The organism is uncultured Citricoccus sp. (genome assembly GCF_937871995.1).
Lineage (GTDB): Bacteria > Actinomycetota > Actinomycetes > Actinomycetales > Micrococcaceae > Citricoccus.
The window spans coordinates 40,308-55,113 of sequence record NZ_CALMQR010000129.1; the positions used below are offsets into that span (position 1 = coordinate 40,308).

The following is a 14,806-nucleotide window of genomic DNA, read 5'->3' on the forward strand; positions in this document are numbered from 1 at the left end:
GCCCTCAGGCCACGGGGATTCTCAGATGCCGAGCATCCGCTTGATGGTCTTGACGCTGGACTTCGAGACCAGCTGGTCGCTGGCCAGACGGCGCGTCAGCGTGGAGGGCTTGTGCTCCAGGTAGTGGCGGCGGTTGGCCTGCTGACGCATCAGCTTGCCGGAACCGGTCACGCGGAAGCGCTTCTTGGCTCCGCTGTGGGTCTTCATCTTCGGCATGGCTGCCGTTCTCCTTCGTGTTGGCTGCCCGCCGGGGCGGGACAGTGCTGCATGGGCCCCGCCGTGCACGGGGCCGATCTGGACGGTCCGGGGATGCCGGACCGAAGGTGTGATGCCGGCCTTACTTCCTGCCGCCCGGCTTGGGGCCGGGCTTCGGGGCCGCACCGGGCTTGGGGGCCGGCTTCGGCATCGACGGCTTGGGCGCCGGCTTGGCCGCTGCCGGAGTTGCCGCCGGCTTGGCTGCCGGAGCCGCTGCGGGCTTGGCCGCAGCCGGCCTGGTCTCCGCCGGAGCCGTCGCGGGCTTGGCCGCAGCCGGCTTGGTCTCCGCCGGAGCCGTCGCGGGCTTGGCCGCAGCCGGCTTCGTTTCCGTCGAAGCCGTCGCGGGCTTGGCCGCAGCCGGCTTGGTCTCCGCCGGAGCGGACACGGGCTTGGCCTCCTCCGTCACAGCAGGAGCTGACACCGGAGTGGTCTCCGCCGGCGCGGCCGCCGGTGCCGCCGCAGCCGAACCGGCCTGGGCCATCTTCTTCAGCTGCTCGGGCATCGCGTCCGACATGGAGCTGGACAGCGGGGCGGACGAGGTGTCCTCCGCGACCTTGGACTTGGCCTCCCGGGCCGCGACGTCACGGCGCGAACCGACGCGCTCGGGCTTGGTGGTGTCCTGCTGGCTCTTCCGGGCCTCGGCGCGGGCCTCGGCCTTGTTCTTCACCGGCCCGACCACCATGACCATGTTGCGGCCGTCCTGACGGGGGGTCGACTCGACGCTGCCGACATCGGCGACGTCGGACGCGAACTTCTCGAGCAGGCGGATGCCCAGCTCCGGGCGCTGCTGCTCGCGTCCGCGGAACTGGATCATGGCCTTGACCTTGTCCCCCGCGGTGAGGAACTTCCGGGCGTGGCCGACCTTGGTCTCGTAGTCGTGGGTGTCGATCTTCAGGCGGAAGCGGACTTCCTTCAACACCGTGTTCGTCTGGTTCTTCCGCGCCTCACGGGCCTTGACGGCGGCCTCGTACTTCCACTTGCCGAAGTCCATGAGCTTGCAGACCGGCGGCTTCGCCGTCGGGGCCACCTCAACGAGGTCCAGATCGGCCTCAGTGGCAAGTCGCAGCGCATCCTCGATGCGCACAATTCCGACCTGCTCGCCCTGGGGGCCGACCAGGCGCACCTCGGGCACGCGGATCCGTTCGTTGATTCTCGGCTCGCTAATCTTGCAACTCCTGTGGTCTGGGTTCTTCGGGTTCGGGGCCGCTGTCCCGGGTGCGGTCCCCTGCGCCGGGCCCGGAGACGACTAAGGCCTCCGTGCTCAACGCAGACGGAGGCCGAGGCCAGCGGAGTACTCCGCCGACCGAACGGTGCGACAACCCTCACGGGACTGCCGGACCGGTAACCCGGCAACTCGGCCCGGAATCCGGGCTTCCTGCTGACGCGGGTGGGAGATGGCCTCCACTTCGATGGCTGGTGACCGTGGTCCATTCCACAGGGGAATGGCCAGCGGACCAGCTGGTCTGTGACAAGCTTACCAGCATGAACGATGCACAGCAGAATCCCTCCCCGTCCGGCGAGCCGGTGGCCGACCGGGTCCGGGAGATCCACGAGGTCCCGGCGGTGGAGATCATCAACACCACGGCCGTCCACTTCATGACCGCGGCGGCCGTGAAGGTCGGCCTGGCCGACCGTGAGGACGCCCAGGAGCTCATCGACCTGGACGAGGCCCGCAAGCTCATCACCGCCCTGGCCGGCCTCGTCACCGCCGCCGCCCCGGAGATCGGCAGCCAGCACGCCGGCCCGTTGCGCGACGGCCTGCGCTCCCTGCAGCTGGCCTTCCGCGAGGCCTCGCCGTTCCCGGACGCGCCGGGCAAGGGCCCGGGCGAGAAGTACACCGGCGCGGTGAACTGACCGCCGGTCCGCACACGCCCTCCAGACCCCGTTACCCCACCGGGCCCGGCGCCTCCAGCAGAGGACGCCGGGCCCGGCCCGTTCCGGCCTCGAGGACCCGAGCGGCCCGGGTGCCCCGGGCACGGCCGGACGGTCAGGAGGGCAGTCCGGCCAGGTAGGAGGCCACCTGCCGGGAGAACATGAGCACCAGGGCCACCGCGGCCGGCAACAGGAACACGGCGCCCATGGGCACGTTCCCGGCCGAGAAGAAGCTGATGGACAGGATGACGGCGAACATCTCGATGACCACGGTGGCCGCCCGGACCCACGGCCTGCCGCGCCACACGCCCAGGCCCACGGCTCCGATCCAGAACCCGGCGGCGACCATGAGGACGACGAGGAATACCTGGGCGCCCAGGTTCAGGGACCCGGTCCCGACCTGCACCCCGAACCCGGCAGCCGCCACCAGCACTCCGAGGGCCTGCAACAGCAGCACCAGGGCCACCGCCACCACGGCCGGGGGTCGGGGACCCTGCCGACTCTGCGTACTCACGTGCTCGTGCCGTCCTTCCGTCGTTGCCCTGTCCTCGACCTGATCCGCCCGCTGCCTCTTCCCAATCCGGCACCGGAATGGATCCCGTCACCCTTGACAGTGCCGCGCAGGGGCCGGAATAGTCGGTCCCGTCGGGACCCGGCTTGTGATCAACACCTCAGGATATCCGCCGTCCAATCCGCCGTACCCCTTGTTTACGTGCAATGTACATGAAAAGATATTTCACGAGTTCAGCGGGGGTCGTTGCTACGGCCCTTTTTTCTTTGCCGTCGTACGGATGGCGACGACCAGCCCCGCAGACGGACGATCGTCCGTTTCGACAGACGTAGGACGCGTCGGGTCGCAGTGTGCCCGGCAGAAGAGGAGTATCGATCAGCATGGATTGGCGTAGCCGGGCAGCGTGCCTGGACAAGGACCCGGAACTGTTCTTCCCCGTGGGGAACACTGGACCGGCACTGCTCCAGATCGAGGAAGCCAAGGCGGTCTGCCGTACGTGCGAAGTAGTCGACACCTGCCTGCAGTGGGCCATCGAGTCCGGCCAGGACTCCGGGGTCTGGGGCGGCATGAGCGAGGACGAGCGCCGGGCGCTGAAGCGTCGCGCCGCCCGCGCCCGTCGGGCCTCCTGAGGCTCCGACCACCCTGTGGGGCCTCCGGCCCCACCCCAGCCCCTGAAACCCCGGCCTGCCCAGCAGGCCGGGGTTTCAGCGTTCCGGGACCGGGGCCAGGATCACGACCTCCGTGCCTCCGTCCGGACGCCGGTGCCAGTCGATCGTCCCGCGGAGGTCCCCGGCCACCAGCGTCCGGACGATCTGCAGCCCCAGGCCGGCATCCTGTCCCGGTTCCGGCACGACGCCGGCCCCGCCCGGAGCCGCCGGGGACTCCGGGCCGGCGTCGGGCCCGGAGGACGGATCCGACGAGCCGCTGTCCCACAGCCGGACCTCCAGCCGCTCCCCCGCGGGCACGTGCGAGCGCCGCGCGGACAGGCCCACGTGCCCGCCCTCGGGGCGGGTGCCGTGCTCCACGGCATTGGTGGCCAGCTCGTTGATGACCAGGGCCAGGGGCGTGGCCAGGTCACTGGGCAGGTGGCCGAACCCGCCGGAGTACTCGGTGGTGACGGGCCGGCCGTCGCCGGCGACCTCCACGGCCAGGCGGAACTGGCGACCCAGCAGGGCATCCATGTCCACCTGCCCGTCCAGGCCGTGGGAGAGCGTCTCGTGCACCAGCGCGATCGTGTCCACCCGGCGCATCGCCTGTTCCAGCCCGCGCTTGGCCTCGGGCGAGGTCATCCTGCGGGACTGCATGCGCAACAGTGAGCCGACGGTCTGCAGGTTGTTCTTCACCCGGTGGTGGATCTCCCGGATCGTGGCGTCCTTGCCCACCAGCTGCTGCTCACGACGGCGCAGCTCCGTGACATCGCGCAGCAGGACCAGCGCCCCGATGCGCTCGTCCCGCTCCCTCAGCGGCACCGTCCTCAGGGTCAGGCTCACCGCCCGGACCTGCAACTCCGCGCGGGCGGTCGCCTTGCCCGTGAGGACCAGGGGAAGGGACTCGTCCACGGGGCGGCGCTCGTCCTGCAGGTCGGTGACGACCCGGGCCAGGGACCTCCCCTCCAGGGGGTCGGTCTCCCCCAGCCGGCGGAAGGCCGAGACGGCGTTGGGCGTGGCGAAGTCCACCCGGCCGTCCGTGGTCAGCAGCAGCAGGCCGTCGCCCACACGCGGCGAGCCGCGGTGCGGCCCGCCGACCGGGTCGTCCGGATCCGGCCACTGGCCCCGGGACACCATCTCCAGCAGTCGGTGGGCACTCTCTCGGTAGACGAGCTCGAGCCGGGAGGGGGTGCGCTGTCCGGTCAGGTTCTGGTGCACGGTCAGCACGCCGATGGTCCTGCCCTCACGCACCACGGGCCACACCGTGACCCGCATCGAACTGTCCGGCGCGTAGACCGAGGGCGCGGTGACCGTGGGCTCCCCGGTCTGCCACGCGTGGTCCACGAGGGACCTCAGGTCCGCGCGCACCCTGCTGCCCACGATGTCCCGGTGCAGCGCGGTCTGCGAGGTGAAGGGCCGGGCCTGGGCCAGGGCGACGAAACCACGATCGGGCTCCTCCGGCCCGGTGACCGGGTACCAGAGCACCAGGTCGCCGAAGGACAGGTCCGCCAGCAGCTGCCAGTCGGCGACCACGGCCTGCAGCCGGTCGACGTCTCCGTCCCGGAGGTCCGGATCGTCCTCGAGCGGTGCGGTCAGCAGGGACATCGGAACCCTACTGGGCCGTCACCGCGCGCAACTGGCGCAGCGCCACGGACAGCGAGGCCAGGTCATCGGTCCCGGCCTCGCGGATCTCGTCCAGGAAACCCTCGGCCCGCGTGAGGCTGGTCGAGCGGTCCTCGGCCCACTGGGACACGAGTTCGTCGACGGTGTCTCCCCTGCCGTCCAGGATGTCGGAGCAGAAGCTGACCAGCAGGCCGTACAGGTCATCGCGCAGCGCGGCCCGGGCCAGCGCGCGCCACCGCCCGTCACGCGGCAGGCCGGTGATGCGGTTGAGCACCGGATCCACGTCGAACCAGTCGTAGAGGCGGTAGTAGACCTCGGCCACGGAGCGCGGGTCGCGCCCCGTCTTCCGGGCCAGCCGCACCACGTCGAGCAGCCCGTAGGACTCGAACTGGTAGGCCCGTCGGCTGGCCAGGTCCTCCGGAAGGCCCATCTCCAGGGCCTCGTCACGCCACTGCTCGTAGCGCTCGGCGTCCTGGCCCCGGAGGATCTGCGGCAGGTCCGCCGCCAGTGCCTGGACATCGTCCCGGAAGTACTCCACCCCCGAGCTGATGCTGGCGCCGCTGCGCGTGCGGTGGTTGACGAACCAGCGCACGGCGCGGTCCAGCACGCGCCGGGCGTCGAGGTAGACGCGGCCCTTGGCCTCCCCAGACACGGACGCAGGCAGCGCCGAGATCGCGTCGAGGAACGGGCCGAAGCCGTAGATCTCCTTGATCGCGACGTAGGCGTGCACCACCGCGGGGGCGTCCGCCCCGGTCTCCTCCATGGCGCGGAAGACGAACGTGGTGCCGCCGGTGTTGACGACGTCGTTGGCGACCACGGTGGCGATGATCTCCCGGCGCAGCGGGTGCTGCTGGATCTGTCCGGCGAACCGCTCCCGGAGCTGCGTCGGGAAGTAGGCGTCCAGCGTGCGGTCGAACCAGGGGTCGTCCGGCAGTGCCGAGTCCAGCAGGACGGCCGAGAGGTTCGTCTTGGCGTAGGCGGCGAGCACGGACAGTTCCGGGGTCGTCAGGGATGCCCCGTCCTGCTGGCGACGTTCGAGCTCCGCGTCATCGGGCAGGAACTCCAGCGCCCGGTCCAGGTCCCCGTGCGCCTCCAGCCAGTGGATGTGCCGCTCGAAGCTGGGCAGCCACTCGGAGACCTTCTGGGAGTCGTTGCGCAACAGCCTGTTCTGGTCGACGTTGGTCTGCAGCACCAGGCGGGCGACCTCCTCCGTCATCGACTCGAGCAGCGCGGCGCGCTCCTGCGCCTCCAGGGCTCCGGTGGAGACCAGCTGGTCCACGAGGATCTTGATGTTCACCTCGTGGTCGGAGCAGTCCACGCCGGCGGAGTTGTCGATGGCGTCGGTGTTGATCTGCACCCCGGCCAGGGCCGCCTCGATCCGGCCCCGCTGGGTGAAGCCCAGGTTCCCGCCCTCACCCACCACGCGGACCCGGAGGTCGGCGCCGTTGATGCGGATCGCGTTGTTGGCCCGGTCCCCGACCTCCGCGTGGTCCTCGTCCGCGGCCTTGACGTACGTGCCGATGCCGCCGTTGTACAACAGGTCCACCGGTGCCTTCAGGATGGCCTGGATCAGCTCCGCCGGCGTCAGCTCGGTGGTGTCCGCGGGCAGGCCCAGCCGGGCCCGCACCTGCTCGGAGACGGGGATGGACTTGGCGGAGCGGTCGTAGACGCCACCTCCCTCACTGATGAGGGAGCGGTCGTAGTCGGACCAGGAGGAGCGGGGCAGCTCGAAGAGCCGGCGGCGTTCGGCGAAGGAGGCCGCGGCGTCGGGGTCCGGGTCGAGGAAGACGTGCAGGTGGTTGAACGCGGCCACGAGCCGGATGTGCTCGGACAGCAGCATGCCGTTGCCGAACACGTCACCGGACATGTCCCCGATGCCGATCACCGTGAAGTCCTGGGCCTGGGTGTCATGGCCGATCGAGGCGAAGTGGCTCTTGACCGACTCCCAGGCACCGCGGGCCGTGATGCCCATGGCCTTGTGGTCGTAGCCCACCGATCCGCCCGAGGCGAAGGCGTCACCGAGCCAGTGACCGTAGTCGGCGGAGATCTCGTTGGCGGTGTCGGAGAAGGACGCCGTGCCCTTGTCCGCGGCCACCACCAGGTAGGCGTCGTCACCGTCGTAGCGCACGATGTCCCCGCGCACCGAGAACACCGTGCCCTCGCCGGAGCGCTCCTGCTGGTCGGTGATGTCGAGCAGGGCGCGGATGAAGGTGCGGTAGGCGTCCTTCCCGGCCTCCATCCAGGCGCCGCGATCGGCGGCGGGGTCGGGCAGCCTCTTGGCGTAGAACCCGCCCTTGGCGCCGGTGGGGACGATCACGGCGTTCTTGACCTGCTGGGCCTTCACGAGCCCGAGCACCTCGGTGCGGAAGTCCTCCCGGCGGTCGGACCAGCGCAGCCCGCCACGCGCGATCGGCCCGAAGCGCAGGTGGACGCCCTCGACGTCGGGGGCGTACACCCAGATCTCCCGGGCCGGCCGCGGCTGGGGCGCGAACGGGATCTGCTCCGTGGCGATCTTGAAGCTCAGCCGGCGGTGCCCCTGGAAGAAACTGGTCCGCTGGGTCGCCTGCATGACGGTGAGGAAGCCCTGCAGGACGCGTTCGGCGTCGAGCGTCGAGACGGCGTCCAGGGCGTTCTCGGCGCGTTCACGGACGTCCTCCATGGCCTGGCGCCGGGCCGGGCCGGCGGTGGCGCCGTCGTCGTCCGTGGCCGCGGGCAGCGAGGGATCGAAGCGGGTGTAGAAGTACTCCACCAGCAGGGACGTCATCTCCGGGTGGGTCAGGAGGGAGTCGGCCATGAAGGTCAGGGAGTACTGGACGCCGAGCTGGCGCAGGTACTTGGCGTACGCCCGGAGCATGGTGACGGTGCGGCTGGGCAGCTCCTGGAACAGGACCAGCCGGTCCAGCGCGTCGGACTCGGCGGATCCCGTCGCCGTGGCCACCACCGCGTCCTCGAGCAGTCGGGCGGAGACATCGTTCTCCGTGCCCTCGGGATAGCCCAGTCCGAAGTCGTAGAGGTAGAACTTGCGCCCGTCGGCCGGCTCGACCTCGAAGGGGCGCTCATCGATCACGGACAGACCGAGGTTCTGCAATACCGGCAGCACCTCCGTGAGCGTCCGGGGCCGGTCGGAGTACAGCTTCATCCGGCCCACGGTGATGCCCTCGACCTCCTCCTCCGCCTTGCGGGACCTCTCGTCGCGGTCCTCCGGCACCACGTGCACCACCGGTTCGCCGTCCCCCGGCAGGCTCGAGAACCGGCCGATGTCCTCCAGGGCGTCGTCGATCTCGTAGGCCACCCGATAGGCGGGCGGGAACGCCTCGTCCCAGAGCCGGGCGGTGTCCACGCCGCTGTCCTCGCCGAAGGCCTCGATCGCCTTCTCGTCCACGCCCTCCTTCCAGGAGCGCACCGCGTCGACCAGGAGCTGCTCCAGCTCCTTGGCATCCACCGGTTCACTGCGCTCGCGCTCGCGCGGCAGCCGGACGCGGAAGTAGAGCCGGGCCAGCACGGACTCGGTCAGCCGCACCTGGAAGTCGAGGGACTCCCCCCCGAGCGTCTCCAGCAGCACGTCCTGGATCCGGCCGCGCACGGCGGTGTTGTACCGGTCACGGGGCAGGAACACGAGGGCGTTCATGAACCGCCCGTAGGTGTCCGGGCGCAGGAACAACCGGGTCCGGCGCCGTTCCTGCAGCTGCAGGATCTGCCGGCAGGTCTCCCACAGTTCCTCCACGTCCACCTGGAACAGCTCGTCGCGCGGGTGGGTCTCCAGGATCTGCTGGAGCTCGGCGCCCGAGTGGGAGTCCCGCGGGAACCCGGACAGGGCCAGCACCGCGGCCACCTTGTCCCGGATCAGCGGGATGTCCTCCACGGAGGTCGTGTACGCCTTGGGGTCCCAGAGGCCGATGAAGCGCCGCTCGCCGGTGACCCGGCCGTCCGCGCCGTAGGTCTTCACGGCCACGTAGTCCATGTAGGCGGCCCGCTGCACCCGGGAGCGGGAGTTGGCCTTGGTGATGATCAGCGGGTTGGGGCGCTCGATCTGGTTGCGGCCGGCGATGGACAGCGGTGCCGGGGGCGCACTGGGCCGGTGCCGCAGGATCCCCAGGCCGGTGTCCTCCAGAGCGACCAGCACCTGCCCGTTGTCCCCGCTCTGCAGCAGGTACTCGCGGTAGCCGGTGAAGGTGAAGTGGCCGTCCTCCATCCAGTTCAGCAGTTCGGTGCTCTGGCGCACGCCCTGGACGCTCGGCGGGGCATCGTGGGCCAGGGCCCGGGCCGCCGTGAAGGCCGCCGAGCGCATGCGGTCGGTGTCGGCGATGGCCGCCCGCACGTCCGCGAGCACCTCCTCGAGACCGTGCTCGAGGTCCGCCGCCTGGTCCTCCGTCAGCGGTCCCACGGTCTGGATCCCGATCCAGGACTCGACGACGGCCCGGGCGCCCTCACCGGCCATGAGCGGGCCGAGGTCGGCGAGCGCCGCGGTCGTGTCACCGCTGGCGGTACCGGACTGGGTGGGGACGCGGTGCACCGCCAGCAGCCGTCCGCTCTCCTGGTCCCGGTGGGTGATGACCGTGGGATGGGCCACGATGCGGATGGCGTGGCCCTGCCGGGTCAGCTCCGAGGTGACGGAATCGACCAGGTAGGACATGTCGTCGTGAACGATCTGCACGAGCGCGTACTGACGCATGGGCGTCACCTTCACGACCGCGTCCCGCAGTCCCTTGCCGGCAGCCAGGTCCACGTGCGTGGTCACCAGCGCCTGGCGGGTCCTCGGGTCCAGTTCGGCCTGATCCGCCTCGGAGACGTGCTCGAAGTAGGCATCGAACAGCGGGGCGGGGTCGATCTGGCGCTCCGGGGTGGTGGAGTCGTGCTGATCGGTCCACAGGGGAGTCGACGATGACATGTGGTGGTGTCCTCTTCCATCGCTTCAACGGCTCCGGGCACCGGGGCGTCCGGAGGCAGTGGAACGTCCTTGGTCCACTGGCTCCGAGCCTAGTGGCCCACGTCTCAAAGCGTTAACGGGCCGCGCCGAGCAGTCGCCGGGGAACCGGCAGGCGCCGTGCACGGCCCTCGGCCGGTTCCTGCGGCGTCCCCGCGAGCGCGGACAGGGCCCGCCGCAGCGCCGACTTCGGCGCGGCCTCCGCGAGCACCTGGCCGCCCAGCAGTGCCCGGTCCAGGGCCTTGCGGTCCCACGGGAGGAAGGCGGACACCGTCCTGTCCCCGGCGAAGTGTTCGAGGACGCTGCGGACCTGGGACCTCGGCGCCACGCCGGACGCCTCGGCCCGCAGCTGGTTGACCACGATCTCCACGACGGCGCCGGCCGCCGTCTCGGCCTGGTCGAGCTCGTCGAGGGCCCGGACCAGGCGCGGCAGTCCCACCGGGTCACCGGCGCCCACGGCCAGGATCCGGTCGGCGGCGGCGAGCCCCGCGAGGGTGGCGGCATTACGCTGCGGCGCGGGGATGTCGAAGCTGAGTTCCTCGTCCTGCTCCAGGCTGAAGCCACAGTCGATCACGACCTCCTCCCACCCCTCGGCGGCCGCGGTCAGGACGGCGTCGAGGGCGGACCGGCGCAGTTCGGGCCACCGGTCGGAGCGGGTCAGTCCCGTCAGGACCTGGAGCGTGGCCCCGGCCACGCGCGCACGGAGGGCGCAGCGGCCGACCCCCTCCGCGCTGATTTCACCCTGGTCCGCCAGTCGGCAGGCCTGGGCGATACCGGCCGATTCGTCCAGCAGTCCCAGAAGCACCCCGGCGGACGCGGCGTAGGTGTCCAGGTCGACCAGCAGGGTACGGCGTCCGGCCAGCGCCAGTTCGACGGAGAGGTTCACGGCCACGGTCGTGCGGCCCGGGCTGCCCGCAGGCCCCCAGACGGCCGTCGTCCGGGTGGGGCGGGCTCCGGCCTCGGAATCCGTCAGGACATCCGCCGGTGGGACCGGGACCGCGACCGGTGCGGCCGATCGGGCCCCAGACCGGTCACCGTCGTCATCGTCCTCGCCGCTGGCCGGGATCCACTCCCCCGATGACACCGGGGCCGCAGCGCTGTCCTGGCCCGCGCCGGGGTCGACGGCCCCGGCGCGGGCCGGGTACCCGGTGCGGCGGACCCGGACGAACCGGTCCGCACGATGGCCCCAGCCGCCCGGCGGCCGGGTCGCTCCGTCGCGCCGGGCGGTCGGTCGTCATGGTCGGAGGAACCGACGGGCAGTGGGTGACGCGCCGCCGCCACCGCCTCCTGCAGCAGTGCGGCAAGGTCGGAGGGCGGTGTCTCCGGGGGCACGGCGACGACGCCGAGGTGTCCGAGGCGTTCGCGTTCAGCGGCGACGTCGCTGAGTGCCACCACCGCCACTCGGCGTCCGCGGGCGTCGGCGGCGACGGAGTCCAAGAAGGTCAGCGTGAGCTGTCCCGTGTCCCCGGCCACGAGCAGGACGTCCGCGAGTCCGGATCGTGCCACGGAGATCAGTTCCGCCAGGCTCTCGCAGCGCCGGATGACCGTGACCGGCCCGCGCAGCCGTTCCAGCCCGGAGACGTGGTCGTGCCCCGGCATGATGGTGGTGGCGACCGAGACCTTGCGCATCCGGTGCCCCTACCGCCCGCCGAGGGAGGGAACGACGCTGATGCGCGCGCCGTTGCCCTTGGCGTCCAGGACACGCGGCAGTTCCTCGGGGCCGAGCAGGACCTGCAGCGAGATCTCACCCGTGGTGCCGAAGGATCCCGAGGCCTCGGAGATCCCGGCGAGTTCGGCGCGTGGGGCCACCAGCTCGGGTTCGCCGAACCCCTGCCGGCCGTCGGCGGCGGCGATCCAGACGTCCACGCGGGCCCCCGGACCGGTGCCCTCCGGAAGGGGATCCTCCAGCGTGAGGGCGACGGCCTGGCGGGACTCCGGGTCCACGCCAGCCACTGCGCCCACCGGGATCAGCTCCCCCTGACGGACCGTCCCCACCACCGAGGCGTCCGCCGGCAGCGGCCGCTCCGCCGGCAGGTAGTCGTCTGCCGCCTCGCCCAGACGTGCCTGCACCACGGTCAGCTGATCGGGCTCCACGACCGCTCCGGGCACCAGGTCCTGCCCTGCAGCCCAGTACCCCTCCGACCGGTCCAGCGACTGGACCAGGGCAACGGTCCCCGCCACGGACAGCAGGACCAGCAGGACCCCCACCAGCAGTCGGGGATCCTTCCATCCCGGTCGCCTGAGGCGCGGGGCCTCCGCGCTGTTCGTCCCCTCCACGAGCGCCCTCCCTGTTCGGCCCGGCGGTCCCGTCCACCACCGGATGCGCCAATCAGCCTAGTCACATCCGGAAAAGACCGCCCAGGGGACGGTCCGTCACTGTGGACATCGGTTCCTGGACACCGGCACTGGGGACAACCGCGGCCGGGATCCGCGGACGTGGGAGAATGGGCGGCAGTACGCCCGTCCCGACCACCCGGAGGACCGATGCCCCGATTCCTCACCCTGACCGACGTCGCCGAGGAGCTGCAGATCTCGATGGCCCAGGCCCGGGCGATCGTGCGCAGCGGTGAGCTCCCGGCCATCCAGATCGGGGGACGGGGCCAGTGGCGGGTGGAGCAGGTCAAGCTCGACCAGTACATCGAGGACCTGTACGCACAGCAGGCCGCCAAGACCGAGGCCCGTCGCGCCGGCGCACCTCAGACCGAGGACGCGTGAGCTGACCGGACCACCTGCACTGCGCTGAACGGGATCACCCGCAGCCCGCGGACGTTACGTCCACGGCGGTGCTCGTCCCGCGGATGGACAGCCAGGTCGAAGTGGTCCCGCCCTACCCTGTCGATGGTCCCCTCCCCGAGGGAGCGACCGTCTCGTCCGTAGACCACGACGCCGGCCCGCGCGCGGGAGAGCGTGCGGTAGGCCGCGGAGATCCCCAGTCTCCGGCGGCCGGGAGAGTCCTCCGGCGTCGCCAGGGCCAGTGGAGCGTCCACCGAGAGGACCCCCTCCAGGTGGACGAGCAGGCTCCCGCCCCGGTCACTGCCCCCGAGCCACTCCTCACCCACGGTGGACACGGTCATCTGCAGGCGCTCCCCCTGGGTCAGCTGGATCTGGAGGGTCGCACCGAGCGCCCCGCGGATCCGGTCCGCCAGCGTGATGCCCGCATGCTCACCGCGCGTCATCTCCGCGGCCTCGGCCTCCGTGTCCTGCCACTGGCCCTGGGCGAGCTGCGCCTCGAGGTCGGCGAAGAGCCGTTCCCATCTCATGGCCCCAGCCTAGGGGGGCGACCCATCGGCAGAAGCGCCACCGCGTTGAGAGTCCGCGGCCCGAGGAGACGAGCCCTCCGAAAAACACCACAAAGCATCAGATGACACCAAATAGTATCAAACATCATCAGAACGAGCCATAGACACTTGAAGAGAACCTATTGACATCACCGGGCGGCCACGGTTGGCTGAGGGCATCGAGAAGGCTCACCGGCCGTCGAACGAGTCGGCGCAGGCCACACCACCGAAGGGAAGCCCCGTGGACGCCCCATCACCGCACCATCGAAGCGCCCCGCGGGGCGACGACGTCGCCCTGACCGTACTGGCCACGGCGACCGGCCCGCTGTTGTGGTGGTTCGGGTCCACCGGACTCTCCGCCGAGGCCGTCTCGGGACTGCATGCGGTCGAGGTCCTGGTGGCCTCGGCCTGCGCGGGGACAGGCGCACTCCTGGCCGCCTGGTGGTTCGTGGCGCTGATCGGCACGGCCCTGACGGCCCTCGGTCAACGGTCGCGCTCGGTCCGGTTGGTCCGGTACGGACAGGCCCTGTCACCGCGGTTCCTGCGCCGGGTGGCCGCCTCCGTCCTGGGCCTCAACCTGCTGGTCGCCCCCGGCTCATGGGCGGCGACCGACGACCCCTTCGGGGTCGGCACAACCCCGGGGCAGCACGTCTCCGTGGCCCGGCAGCAGGCCGCCGTCCTGACCGTACCCGCCCCCCGGCCCGGCTGGATGGCCGCGTCGCGCGAGACACCGTCCGGGACGCCGCCTCCCTCCGCCGACGTCCCGTCGCCGACGTGGCGACCGGCCGCTCCGGCCCCGGCGGTCCCCGGGGCCGGGCAGCAGGGCCGCAGCACGGCGCCCAGGTCGGTCACCGTGCGCGCCGGTGACTGCCTCTGGGACATCGCCGCCGAGGAACTCGGTCCGTACGCCACCGACCTGGAGATCGACCGCAGGTGGCGGCAGTGGTATCAGCTCAATCGGCCGGTCATCGGAGCCGAGGCGGACGTCCTGGCCCCCGGAACGGTCCTCCAGGCGCCCCCGGTGTCCTGAGCCGGCCGGTTTGGCCACGCGCGGTGGGCACGCCCCGCGTGCGCGCCCTCGATCCCCCACACCTGACCCCCAGCACGGTTCGACCGACCCATCGGAGGAACGATGTCCACCACCCACCTGACCGCGACCCACCGCACCCCCGGTCCGCTGACCGTGTCCACGGTGCCACCGGCCCTGCCGCCCCGGTCCGCCCACGGAGGAGCCCCCGCCGTCGGACGCCCCGGGTCCGGAACCTCACGTCCAGCGTGGTCTCCCGGGCCCCAGACCGCCCCGGCCTCGACGCCTTCCGAACGGGCCCTCGCCGAACGGCGTCGTGAAGAGGAACGGCACATCAGGTCCCTGGCCCGGATCGTCGCCCTGGCCTGCGTCGAGGCCGAGCTCGGTCTCCGGCCGGCGCGCCAGCTCTCGGCATGGCTGGACCTGCCGACCTACGGCAAGATGACCCGACGGGCGGAACTGGCCCGCCGGATCCGGCCTGATCGCGGCGCTGCGGGCGCACCACAGGCCCTGGGATCCCGCTGCTGTCCCGCAGGGGACGGGGTCTACGAGGCCAGCGCCACCATCCAGTTGCCGGATCGCGTCCGGGCCATGGCCCTGCGGATCGAGCGCCACCGCGACCGGTGGAAGGTCACCGCGCTCGAACTCGGCTGAGCATGCTCGTACGCC

The 14,806-nt window shown here is 71.5% G+C and carries 14 protein-coding genes; 5 read left to right on the forward strand and 9 right to left on the reverse strand.

Translation table 11 applies throughout. The features are described from left to right. Positions 1-21: 21 nt before the first annotated feature. On the reverse strand, positions 22-216 hold the full coding sequence (gene rpmI / locus Q0283_RS14445; RefSeq protein ID WP_010144525.1) for a 50S ribosomal protein L35: 195 nt from the start codon (positions 214-216) through the stop codon (positions 22-24). A 121-nt stretch (positions 217-337) separates the two neighbouring features. Next, positions 338-1,420, reverse strand: coding sequence for a translation initiation factor IF-3 (gene infC, locus Q0283_RS14450; protein ID WP_183528447.1), 1,083 nt, complete (start codon positions 1,418-1,420; stop codon positions 338-340). 317 nt (positions 1,421-1,737) lie between these two features. On the opposite strand from infC, the gene Q0283_RS14455 reads away from it, so the two are divergent. After that, positions 1,738-2,109, forward strand: coding sequence for a DUF1844 domain-containing protein (locus Q0283_RS14455; RefSeq protein WP_010144521.1), 372 nt, complete (start codon positions 1,738-1,740; stop codon positions 2,107-2,109). A 133-nt stretch (positions 2,110-2,242) separates the two neighbouring features. Here Q0283_RS14455 and Q0283_RS14460 read toward each other — a convergent pair whose 3' ends face one another. After that, positions 2,243-2,641, reverse strand: coding sequence for a hypothetical protein (locus Q0283_RS14460; protein WP_183526830.1), 399 nt, complete (start codon positions 2,639-2,641; stop codon positions 2,243-2,245). Positions 2,642-3,018: 377 nt separating this feature from the next. On the opposite strand from Q0283_RS14460, the gene Q0283_RS14465 reads away from it, so the two are divergent. Further along, positions 3,019-3,267, forward strand: coding sequence for a WhiB family transcriptional regulator (locus tag Q0283_RS14465; RefSeq protein WP_010144519.1), 249 nt, complete (start codon positions 3,019-3,021; stop codon positions 3,265-3,267). 75 nt (positions 3,268-3,342) lie between these two features. On the opposite strand, the gene Q0283_RS14470 is transcribed toward Q0283_RS14465, so the two are convergent. The 5 genes from Q0283_RS14470 to Q0283_RS14490 form a co-directional block, all read right to left on the reverse strand. Continuing rightward, positions 3,343-4,890 carry a sensor histidine kinase gene (locus Q0283_RS14470; protein WP_183526834.1) on the reverse strand — a complete coding sequence of 516 codons (1,548 nt, stop codon included), beginning with the start codon at positions 4,888-4,890 and terminating at the stop codon, positions 3,343-3,345. Positions 4,891-4,897: 7 nt separating this feature from the next. Beyond that, entirely contained in the window at positions 4,898-9,796 is a 4,899-nt protein-coding gene (locus tag Q0283_RS14475) for an NAD-glutamate dehydrogenase (RefSeq protein WP_298045279.1), read from the reverse strand. A 112-nt stretch (positions 9,797-9,908) separates the two neighbouring features. Continuing rightward, entirely contained in the window at positions 9,909-10,916 is a 1,008-nt protein-coding gene (locus Q0283_RS14480) for a chromosome partitioning protein (protein WP_298045281.1), read from the reverse strand. Continuing rightward, the gene (locus Q0283_RS14485) at positions 10,802-11,461 is read right to left on the reverse strand and encodes a hypothetical protein (protein WP_298045283.1); all 660 of its coding nucleotides are present in this window, start codon (positions 11,459-11,461) and stop codon (positions 10,802-10,804) included. Before Q0283_RS14485 ends, Q0283_RS14480 begins: the two co-directional genes overlap by 115 nt. Before the next feature lie 9 nt (positions 11,462-11,470). Continuing rightward, on the reverse strand, positions 11,471-12,109 hold the full coding sequence (locus Q0283_RS14490; protein ID WP_183526843.1) for a flagellar biosynthesis protein FlgA: 639 nt from the start codon (positions 12,107-12,109) through the stop codon (positions 11,471-11,473). Between the two features lie 207 nt (positions 12,110-12,316). On the opposite strand from Q0283_RS14490, the gene Q0283_RS14495 reads away from it, so the two are divergent. Next, positions 12,317-12,547, forward strand: a complete 231-nt coding sequence (locus Q0283_RS14495; protein WP_010144513.1) for a helix-turn-helix domain-containing protein — start codon at positions 12,317-12,319, stop codon at positions 12,545-12,547. Here Q0283_RS14495 and Q0283_RS14500 read toward each other — a convergent pair. Further along, on the reverse strand, positions 12,529-13,092 hold the full coding sequence (locus Q0283_RS14500; RefSeq protein WP_183526846.1) for a hypothetical protein: 564 nt from the start codon (positions 13,090-13,092) through the stop codon (positions 12,529-12,531). The genes Q0283_RS14495 and Q0283_RS14500 overlap by 19 nt on opposite strands. A gap of 259 nt (positions 13,093-13,351) precedes the next feature. On the opposite strand from Q0283_RS14500, the gene Q0283_RS14505 reads away from it, so the two are divergent. Then, positions 13,352-14,140, forward strand: coding sequence for a LysM peptidoglycan-binding domain-containing protein (locus tag Q0283_RS14505; protein WP_183526849.1), 789 nt, complete (start codon positions 13,352-13,354; stop codon positions 14,138-14,140). 102 nt (positions 14,141-14,242) lie between these two features. After that, a complete protein-coding gene (locus tag Q0283_RS14510; RefSeq protein ID WP_183526852.1) occupies positions 14,243-14,791 on the forward strand; it encodes an Rv3235 family protein in 549 nt (182 codons plus the stop codon). Positions 14,792-14,806: the final 15 nt, after the last annotated feature.